10 protein-coding genes are annotated in these 10,494 nt (G+C 38.4%); all 10 read right to left on the reverse strand.

Annotated features, from left to right (window positions below; genetic code table 11):
- Window positions 1-46 precede the first annotated feature (46 nt).
- The 10 genes from IQ211_RS16170 to IQ211_RS16215 all read right to left on the reverse strand — a co-directional run bounded on the left by IQ211_RS16170 (window position 47) and on the right by IQ211_RS16215 (window position 10,169).
- Window positions 47-1,285: an MFS transporter gene (locus IQ211_RS16170; protein WP_223281710.1), complete on the reverse strand. Its 1,239-nt coding sequence runs from the start codon at window positions 1,283-1,285 to the stop codon at window positions 47-49.
- A gap of 95 nt (window positions 1,286-1,380) precedes the next feature.
- Window positions 1,381-1,914 carry a P-loop NTPase family protein gene (locus IQ211_RS16175; protein ID WP_189759769.1) on the reverse strand — a complete coding sequence of 178 codons (534 nt, stop codon included), beginning with the start codon at window positions 1,912-1,914 and terminating at the stop codon, window positions 1,381-1,383.
- Between the two features lie 137 nt (window positions 1,915-2,051).
- Window positions 2,052-2,726 carry a tyrosine-protein phosphatase gene (locus tag IQ211_RS16180; RefSeq protein ID WP_189759768.1) on the reverse strand — a complete coding sequence of 225 codons (675 nt, stop codon included), beginning with the start codon at window positions 2,724-2,726 and terminating at the stop codon, window positions 2,052-2,054.
- Window positions 2,704-3,855: a pyridoxal phosphate-dependent aminotransferase gene (locus IQ211_RS16185; RefSeq protein WP_189759767.1), complete on the reverse strand. Its 1,152-nt coding sequence runs from the start codon at window positions 3,853-3,855 to the stop codon at window positions 2,704-2,706. Before IQ211_RS16185 ends, IQ211_RS16180 begins: the two co-directional genes overlap by 23 nt.
- Window positions 3,856-3,879: 24 nt before the next feature.
- Complete coding sequence (locus IQ211_RS16190; RefSeq protein WP_189759766.1) at window positions 3,880-5,190, reverse strand: hypothetical protein; 1,311 nt, start codon at window positions 5,188-5,190, stop codon at window positions 3,880-3,882.
- Between the two features lie 16 nt (window positions 5,191-5,206).
- Entirely contained in the window at window positions 5,207-5,818 is a 612-nt protein-coding gene (locus tag IQ211_RS16195) for a 2OG-Fe(II) oxygenase family protein (RefSeq protein WP_189759765.1), read from the reverse strand.
- A 21-nt stretch (window positions 5,819-5,839) separates the two neighbouring features.
- Window positions 5,840-6,469 (reverse strand): 2OG-Fe(II) oxygenase, encoded by a 630-nt coding sequence (locus tag IQ211_RS16200; RefSeq protein WP_189759764.1) that lies wholly within the window; start codon window positions 6,467-6,469, stop codon window positions 5,840-5,842.
- Complete coding sequence (locus IQ211_RS16205) at window positions 6,466-7,809, reverse strand: B12-binding domain-containing radical SAM protein (protein WP_189759763.1); 1,344 nt, start codon at window positions 7,807-7,809, stop codon at window positions 6,466-6,468. Before IQ211_RS16205 ends, IQ211_RS16200 begins: the two co-directional genes overlap by 4 nt.
- 11 nt (window positions 7,810-7,820) lie before the next feature.
- Window positions 7,821-8,915, reverse strand: coding sequence for a tRNA pseudouridine(13) synthase TruD (gene truD, locus IQ211_RS16210; RefSeq protein WP_189759762.1), 1,095 nt, complete (start codon window positions 8,913-8,915; stop codon window positions 7,821-7,823).
- A 90-nt stretch (window positions 8,916-9,005) separates the two neighbouring features.
- On the reverse strand, window positions 9,006-10,169 hold the full coding sequence (locus IQ211_RS16215; protein WP_223281708.1) for a serine/threonine protein kinase: 1,164 nt from the start codon (window positions 10,167-10,169) through the stop codon (window positions 9,006-9,008).
- Window positions 10,170-10,494: the final 325 nt, after the last annotated feature.

The following is a 10,494-nucleotide window of genomic DNA, read 5'->3' on the forward strand; positions in this document are numbered from 1 at the left end:
TAGAATATATTAATAGCTTAAAGGTGAAATATTCTTTAAGCTTATTTTATCTTTTCTTCATCAACTCTTCACTTGTATTGTGATATCGATTTAGAATAATAAACCCAACGCCTGTTAAGGTAACGTATAATATAATACTCCCCCATAATATAGTGCTGGAAAAACTGAGAAGTTGGGTGAATAACCAAGGAGATATTACAGAGGCCCCTCCGAAAGCAAATTGAAGAACAGCATAATAACGCCCTTCATAACCTGAATGAGAAAAAATTAAAATAGCGATTCCTATTTGTGCTCCGAGAATGGCTTCAGCAAGGCTAAGCAGTAAGGTTACAATCAAAATTAAGATAAATTGTAATGCAAAATCACCATGAAGAAATAAAATGATGCTATAGGCGATCGTTTGTAAGAAGCCAGAGCAAGCTAAAGATCTCAGACATCCAAGTTTATTGCCTAATCTCAACGCAACTTGCTGAAAGCAAGGAATACCAAAACAAAGACCAGTAAACACAAAAGCGGCAAACCAAGATGGTAAAGTACGTTCAATCAGAAAGTAGTAAGGTAATACAAGCTCAATACTTTTTCCTGCCAATAGGAGTATACCTATCAAAAAAACGAAAATAAGATATTTTCTATCCTGGAGTATAGAAAAAGAGGAGATGTGATCTTGCTCAGTTTGTATTGGGTTTAGAATAATCTTATTAGATTGTATGATAACATTTCGCGTTATTATAAAAATAATAATTCCTGATATAAAATAACCAAAAGCATTTCCCCAAATAATCAATTTAACTATGATGTTAGATATCCCATCTTTATCAATGAAGAGTAGAGAGAATAAAGCTCCAAAACCTAAGCCAATATTTCTACAACTATTTATAATAGCAAAAATACTCATCTGAGTATTTTTAATAGGAAATAGAACCCTTATTGCAGCAGGGTTAGCACACCAGTAAATACGTTCACCGATGGAAACACATATAACGATGATAGTGACTTGCCAGGGTGTTGAAACAACCAGCATCCAAGGAAATGCACTAAATCGCAGTAAACTACCTACCAGTGTAGAGTTAGCTGGCCCTAGTTTATCAGCCAATAGTCCTGCTGGGTAACCAGCAATAAGTAATGCTATCATCGCACCTATCGTCATTGCCAGCCCAACATCGACGATATTTAACCCTTGCACTAACACTAAATAAAAGATTGCCATAGGGCGCCAGATTCCTCCGCCCATACTGCCAATTGCCATAGCCAGCAAAAACAGTTGTTCTTGACGATTTAAAACCATAATTTTTTTCTCATTCAATTAATGAACTATACCCTTCTTCTTTCAAGTTTCCTCTTTGTTGGCTGCACTCACCTAGACAGATTCAAAACATTAGGTCAATGATTATGTTTGTAACCCCGAGCTATTTTTTGTAAAAACGCTTTCATTTCTGCTCTTGATGTCAATTGAATATAATTCCCATCAAAATCATCCAATAATAACTTATCTTTTTTAAATTGATATTTTCTATATTTTATGATTTGTCGTAAAAAATCTAAGTTTATTTTTTCATAGCAACCAAGAGCCATATCAGGCCGTTGTTTTCCATGCCATTTAGCTATACGCTTTATGGCCTGGAATAAACAAATATAAGTTGGTATGTAGAGATGAATGACAGTATCTGCTTTTTCTAAACGTTGTGGCAGACTTGAACCATAATTACCATCAATAATCCATGATGATTGATTCGTTAAGGAGCATAATTTTTGCTGCCATTCTTCTGATGAAGGGGCTATCCATCCTTCTTGCCAATATTCTTTATCAAGATGAAATAAGGGAATCGAACAAATTTGATTTAGTTGCCTGGAGAAGGTTGATTTTCCTGCTCCAGGAGAGCCTATTATTAAGATACGTTGCATATTATCAATCATATTTATATCCTTCATCTTTCAAGTTGCCTCTTTTTTGGTTGCGCTCTTTCTGCCCTGTCATATAGTTATTTATGCTCCCTAGGATTCATTCCCTTTCCACCGAGATGCAAGTCGAAATCTATTGAATATATATCCACCTATAAGATTATTTTTTTCCATTCATTCAATATAGGGATGATTGTTTTCTCCGATAGTTCATAACGGCGTGCTTGCAGGTGATTAGGAACACCATTTTTTCTGGCTTTATCTTCGATCAGTTGATATTGGCGGCGGAGAAATCTAGCAGACAGCGCAAAATCATGGGCAATTTCTAAAGTGGAAAATTGGAGCTGGTGAAGAATGGCAGCCGTAACAAGTCCTGTGCGATCTTTTCCTAAGCTGCAATGAAGCATCACATTTCCTGTACCAAGTAATCCTGTGATTTCCTGAGCAATTTTCCATACCGTATGGCTCATAGTGAAATAAAGATTAATATAATCAGATTCTGTGACAATACGTGTCTGATTATTCTCTGGTGGTTTAAATCTAATGGGACGACTGAGGTACTTGGTTGATGTGTGAATATGATGATTAAATTTCTGACCATATTCTTCAGGTGTGCGTAAATCTACCAAGATATTGATGGGTAACATTTCTGATAATTTATTGTATGTTGCTTTTTCTTTCCCTCTCTGTATACCACAACGAATGAGCGTTCCACAGTTTATTTTAGTTGTATGTTTTATTTTTAATATTCTCCCATTCAGAATATCAGAGTGATGTATCGGGTAAATCTTTAGTTTCCTGATATTATTTAACTGTTTTTTCATCATTATTCACTGTAATTGATTTACTGTATATTTGTTCGTCAAAATAATATTCTGATGGGAAAATTTGCTTGAGAAATTTTACCATGAGATCTAACTCTCCAATACCAATTCTGGTATACCCATTCATTCTTTCTTGTGAACTCATATCACGGATGTAAAACCCACCTAAAGCAGCGGTTTCTACTAATTTGGCGGGATGATCACCAATAGTTTTAACATTGATGAAATTGGCACCTGAAGGAAGAATTTGCCAATTCGGACGTAATTTCATGATGATTTCAATAACATATTCTCGTGTTTGAATAATGGATTGACAAATTTTTTGAAAATGTTCTTTTTTCGCCAGAATTCTCTGAAGTAATGTCCAAGTACTACCTGAGATAGCTGATTCAGTCCTCTCCTGGGACAAGATATCTATAATTGCAGAAGAGGCTATTATGGCGGCAATACGAGCGCCTGCTAAACCGTAACCTTTAGAAAATGAGCGAACATAAATAATGTGTTCAGGTTGGCCTAAAAGCTCTAAATGGTTAATGCTACCAAATGCTATAAAACATTCATCAATAACCAATAAGTGACCATGCTTGGCACAATAATGAGAAATTTCTAATAACGTATTATTATCAAATTCTATCCCGGTTGGGCTATTGGGATTTGATATTGCAACAATAGAAGGTGGAGTTGCTTGGATTATCTCCAATAATGTTTTTATACAAAAATTTTCCGCACATTGATCATCAAAATAAATGGGTAATATATCAATTTGATTAAGATTGGCGTGATCAATCCAGCCGAAATAGTTAGGTATAGGAATAATTAATCTTTTTGTTGTACATGCAATCAAACGTAATAGTAGACCAATGGCGATATCTGATCCTGGGGTGAAATAAATAGAAGACGAGTTAATTCCTAATATTTTGGCGGCATGTTCATGTTCAACTTGAGGATAAGGGTAAAATTGATATCTTTGTGGTGGAACAATAATCTCCTGAAGTATTTTTGTTAATGCTTTATGGTGTAATTCACCACTACGTAAGTTTATTCCACCAGATAAAAATTCTCGCTGACGAGAAGGACGCTCGGGGGCCAAAGGTAGCGGGTAATTATTATTAACAGATGTTGTATTCGCCATTAATACACTCCATAGCAGATTTTTTTAAATTTCGGCTCCCAATATACGAAGTTGCCCTAATAAATCTGGGTAACCGCGCTCAAGGTGATTAATACCACTTATTTGTGTTGTTCCTGATATTTTTAATGCTGCAATAACTAGGGCTGCGGCTCCGCGTAAATCAGCGGCTTGAACGGTTCTCCCACTTTTGCGGGGAATATGGGGCATAATGTCTACTGATCTGGCATTGCGAATAATTTTGGCTCCCATCTTTTCCAATTCTTCAATATATTGAAAACGCTTGACCCAAACTTGCTCTGTAATACTTCCACCTAATTGGGATGCCATCAGTAAAAGAGCCATAAAGGGTTGACTGTCACTGAATATTCCGTGCGAGGTAACTTGAATATTCAATCGGGATGCAGGAGACACCTGGGTGATAGTGAGAGTATTTTCTTCCCATTGAAGCTGATAACCCAATTTTTCCAGACAAATTATTTCAGCCGATAGCCCGGTTTCGATAGCATCTTGCGAAACGCCAGTAATAGAAATTGGAGCGTTGCAATAAGCGGAGAGGGTCAAATACGTCATGACTTCGATCAGATCAGGGCCAAGGGTCGTTTTAAAACCATCCGCATCAGGTTTCCCCGCAATTATGATTCGATCTTTTTCCCACGCTATATCAACCTGCTGACATTTGATGGCTTCAACTAATGCCGCAACGTCAGGCTTAGAATAAGGATTGATAATTTCACTAATACCTTCAGCCCTTGCGGCGCATAACAATGCAGCTTTTGTTGCGCCAGAATAAAGCGGGCCAGTCAATTTGCCAGTACTTTTTTCAACGACGGCAAAGTCAGCCATATCGATTTGAGTGGAGGAAAAGCGGGATACAGTGGCTTGGATCATATTTCCTATGGTTTCGACTTTAGCACCGAATCGTTGTAAAACGGTACATAGTTGTTCAATGGGGCGCTCTCCTCCTTGACCTACTCCAATCTTACAGCCACCGGTTTCACCTAATATGACCTGGCCCACATGGGCCAGTATCCCAGGGGCAAGATACCACGCACCATGGATCAACGTACTTAAATGTTCGGGGATTTTGGGATTACTTAAGCCACGGGGGTCAATGTGCATGGTGCGTTTTTCTGGCTCATACAATATGCTGGCGCCCAGTAATTGACCTATTTCGCCCAATATCCTGATGTCTGCAATATCAGGAACATTTTTGATTAAAGAAGGTTGTTTTGCTGACAATGCTAGGCTAAACAACGGTGGAAAAGCATGCTTGAAACCTGAAATGTGCACACGCCCTGATAATTGATTGCCGCCCGTCACTTCAATCTGTTGCATATTATTTCTCCAGTGCTTATTCCGAAATAAAAACAGCAGTGAGTACACGTCGGTAAGTCCCTTCAGGCGCAAAAGCAGAAATAGGCGTTACCATATGCCATGATTGATCTGAACGTTGTAGTATCACTGACGTGTTCAGTTCAGGCGGGATCTCACGATAAATATCTTGTGAATCATCAGAGTATAAAATACGCAGACAACCTCCCCAATCAGGAGACCAGTTTCGGCTGAAGTTAAAGATTTGAGTCACAATTTTTTCGGTTTTATCTGTATGTGGCCCTAACCATTGCGAAGAATGATATCGCCATAGCGTTAAATTCAAACGAGCCGAGCTGAGATCTTTGCCGATCAATTTTCCCATTCGATCCCGATATTGATCACTTCTTAAATATTCGCAAAATTCGTTCCATACAGGAGAAAGATAAGTATCCTTTTCAATGCGTAATGCTTCCAGGCTGTAGGTTTTTTTATCATCGGCCTCTTCTGCCATTTTTTCTGCAATGATAAAGCCTTCATGAGGAAATGTTTCCATCAATCTATTGGCTATTTCCTCGTCAATAAAAGGAGATACCATTCCCCAGCGGTAAGGGGTGTTTGTTAATGCTTGGGGTAGTAATAAATTAAACATGGATTTCATTATCCTTATTATTTAAAGGCTATCAGGACATACGTAATGCAGGAGTAGGGTACGCCGTGCATGTTGTGAACCAGACGCTACCTTACGAACACTGTGCCAGGAGCAGGGAGAAGGCAGGAGGATCACTGAACGATTGGGAGAAGGTGAAACGGTTTCCTTGATATCATCAGGATCAGATGAACCGAGAATAAGTAACTCTCCCCCTTCTATGCTACCCGTCGGAAAATAAAGGGTTTGAGTCAGGATCTTATCGGGACGGTCACAATGGGGAGCCAGCCAGCAATTTTCATGGTAAATAGTAAAACGCACGTGTAAGAGAGTTTTTGAGAGATCGCGTTCCACCAATGTTGAAAAGTAATGGCGATAATCATCACTTAATATAACTTTCAGCATTGCTTTCCATGCAGCGCTCAGGGTATTCCATGTTTCCGGCACGGGAATGCCATTATCAATAGCCAGTAGATCCCAAGTACTATAGTGTTTTCCATCACCTTCTTCACGGTGAGATTTACAGTAACCTGTATGTGGAAATTCTGCTTGTAATCGTTTGAATACGTTCGGAGATAAAAAATGATCTGAACAAAACCATTTAAACGGCTCTTTTTTCTTTTTGAAATCAGGTGAATGCCATCGGATATTCATATGTGATCTCCTGATGTGAGGTTTTGCTCATATCCCGCTTGCGGTGTAATTTTCTTCATGACTTCAGTGGCACGATCTTTTTGATTAGCAAATAGCAATGAGTAGCCTCTTTGTCGTTCTTCTAGGAATTGAGGCAATGTGTGAAAAAGTTGGCGATTATATTTACCCATCTCTGTTATTGAGGAATTTTCGTGTAATTCGTTGTAAGGGGTATAAACAGTGGGACGAATTCTGGCACCTTCAGCGATCAACCAGTCGATTGTCTTAATTGATGCTTCTATTGTATCTCCGGGTAAGCCAAGAATAATGAATGCGTTGATTTCTATGCCGTTTTTCTTGGAAATAGCGAGTAATTCTTCAACCTTAGCCTCAGTATTTAGCTTTATTTTGGGTAAGTGCAGATTTGGTGAGACGGAAATGGTTTCTACTCCCAGACTGATCCGAATGCAACCAGCTTGTGCCATCAATTCAATCAATTCTTTATTCAAATGATAAATTGTCGTCACGCATTTCCATCGAATGGGCAGTTTTAATTCGATGAATTTATGACACAATTCTTTTACCCACCGACGATTCAAGGTAAAGGTAGGAGCATAAAAAGAGACATAATCAAATGGCTGGATGCGCTGTTGTTCCGTGATATATTCGATGACACGATCAACTGAAAGCCGTCGTTCGCTTTTACCTTGCATGGGAGGGACATCACAAAATTCGCAACCCACCGGGCATCCTCGTGCGACAGGAATAACGAGTTCGCGTCGATCAGGAATACCACAAAATTTGTTTAAGTCATTCTTATACATACGATCATATGCAGCGTAAGGGATCTCCAATGTATCGGGAAGTATCCACTCTTCTGGACTCAGCATCTGACCGACATCCCCCTGCAAATAACCAAGGGGGGTTTTCACAATAAGACCGGGAATACTCTTTGTGTCGGACTCATAATTTAGTAGGAAAGACTCAACACCACTTTCATAATCACCGCTGAAAACAATACCTTCAAAATTAAATTGCTTAAACCAACCAGGAACTTGCTTTGATAATCGTCCGAAAGTAAATATTTTCACTTGGGGTAAAATCTCTCGACAATACATTGCTGTGCGGCTGAAACTATCCACAGCATCAAAATCATTAAATAAACCAATAAAGTCATAGCCTTTTGCCAATTCCTGAGCTAAATCATGCCAAGTGAGATTTAATGCTCCACCGTCTAACGCAGTAACTTGCCATAATGAGTTTCTTTCCCTGATATAGGTTGCAACTTGAAATAAAGGCAAGTGATGACCGGCATTAAAATAAGAGGGAATATAGGGAGGAATAAGTAATAGTATACGCATATGCAAACCTCCTAAGTTAAATATGCATTTGCCAAGTAAATAAATTGACAAACGGCCATCGTTGCGTAACAGCCAGATGGAAGAAAAAATTCGATTGTTAAACAGGAACGATCAGGGAATTCATGATCTTCATTGAGATCAGTAACTTTTATAAAGGTATGCACAATGGTTGGGCGAAGACTTTGTTTTTCTACTTTTTTTCCATCAACGATATTAAATCGAATAAAGGGATACCAAGGCGTCGTAGCGGCAAATGTCATGACATCAGAATAAGCTGTGGGTAAAACATAGGGTATTGATGATCGCATCACTTGTAGACCTTGGTGATATTGTTGGAACTCTTGGGCGACGAGATTGTTCCATTGATAAGAACTGTAGGAAGCATAATAAAAAGAGAGTCGCCTGGGATCTAACTGATGAAAAAAGTGTTCGGCTTTACCTAGCCATTTTTGGGCTGCTTGTGCTTCTGGTGATGCCGATTGGCATATCAATGACAAGGCTTTTTCCCATTTGCCGTGGTGAAAGGCTTGCCCAATAAGATGAGTTGTAGACGGGCCACCAGGTACACCGAATCTTTGCGTATCATAGTAGTTAATGAAAGCGTGGTTATGAGATGTCTGTTTTGCCAAGGCTTGTGCAATAGGCTTATCTAAATTACGTATGACAATTCGAAAGCTGTTACCTACGAGTTGGCCAATCTTGATATTTTCTTCAAAACAACCAACTTCATGCAATGATAACCATTTTCCCGAAGTCATATCCAAATGAGCATTGATGGCACGGGTATCTATATTCCGTGATAAAGATTGAATAGATATTCTCTGACTTGTTATTCCGTCTTCATCTTTTAATCCCGCATATCCAATATAGCTTTCTGGTATGTCTAATATATTGGCAATATTTGTAACTGCTTCAGAGGTTGTCATTCCTTCTTTACGTAATTGGAAATGCCAGATCTGTTTTTCTATCGAGGGTTGATAGAAGTTTGAAACTTCTTCAACGAGAAAATCAGCAGGTACTTTTTTAAGGCAATATTGAACATCCTTGCAGAGAAAGGTGTTCGGTAAATATTTGGAAAAGTCTGTATTGAGCTCTATATTATTCATTGAAAGATCTCTAATTTTCAGACCATGATTTTCAATGGTCAAAATAAGACTAATTGTTTTTGTATGCTCAATGTACCAACACGTTATATGTTAATACGGTGAACTTTCTATAGCGAAATAATCATCACAGTTTCCTTCTCGCCAAATATCCGTCGTGGCACAATGCAAACCACCACCAAAAGGATACGCATTGCGGAAAGGCACAGGGATGACTTCAAATCCTAACTTATCCAATTGTTCTATTTGATAAATTTCACTTTCTTCTACACATACTGTTTTCTCATCAAGTGACAATATATTCATTGACAGCCATGTACTTGAATAACATAACGGGGGAGAGTGATGATGTGCAGGAGGAGCTGCTTCGATAATCTGCCAGTCATTACGAATAAATAATTCTCTGGATTCAGGCAGTAACGGCCTGTCAGGATTATTTAAAACTAAGCCGGGACGCAAAGGTAGCAGAGTACAATCTATATGGCTTGGGAAAGGATCACCGGGAAAATTGACAGTATGAATACGATAATTAGGAAAATGACGCCGTAACCAATCAATGCCTTTCATGTTTGTAGTAAAGCCATGCTGTACGAAAAGATCTTTCCCACATCGGAAAATATCCGCAGCTTCAAAAATGGGTTCTTCTTCTGTCGTGACGAATTCTTTTTTCATTACCCACTCTTTTCGGATTTCCATGCTGATCTCTTCAGATAAATAACCATTCCGGTAACTCCTATCCGAAAGCCGAGGACGAGGGGCTGATTCATGCCGCATAGTTGTATCTTCTTGCATATAAGCAGCAATCAAAGGGCGATAACATAAATACTCAAAGAAACGGGATCTGAAACTCATTGTTGCTTCAAGAATTTCCCTGCCAATAGTGATGAGGACGTCTCTCGGTGGCTGGCAACCGAACATGGTGCCTTGGATAAAATCCGGGGTTTGTACAGGAGAGTTAAAATCTAATGGGGTTGGCCGATCAACACGAATGCCACGTGAAATCAGTATCGAAGATAAACCATCCAATTGTTCATTGGCAGCATCAACGGATTCTTGGCTTCTTGGGCCATAACGACCTCGCATATCTGAATTTTCTGGGATGCGGGCCATAAATGCAGGTTCTGGTGGAGGAATACAAGCATTATCTGCACGACCGACAATGACATGCCGTAATTTTCCCCATTCTGTATGACATTCAACATGAATAGGAAAATTGTCTGATTTTGAGCTATTATTGGCGTTAACAGAATTAGTCACAATATTTTCCTTTCTCGCATTCATATAATGAAGAGTAACATTGTCATGAATTAAATAAAGAATTAAAATTTACTTTCCAATAAGATAATTACTTCGTAAAATTAAATGTTATTGTTATTTAAATTGATGCTTATTGAGCCTAAAGTCAATTCAAAAAAATTATTTCTTGTTAATTAAAAGTTAACGATGAGTTTTAAGAACTATGTAGAGGTGTTATTTCCTAAAATTGAATCATTAACTACTCATTGAGTTCTTGATTTTATTATTGAGTTATTAAAAATTAAATTACTTGTTCTTTATTTTTAATTTGCCGATATTTAATAAT

This window comes from Xenorhabdus griffiniae (assembly GCF_015163655.1).
Taxonomy (GTDB): domain Bacteria; phylum Pseudomonadota; class Gammaproteobacteria; order Enterobacterales; family Enterobacteriaceae; genus Xenorhabdus; species Xenorhabdus griffiniae.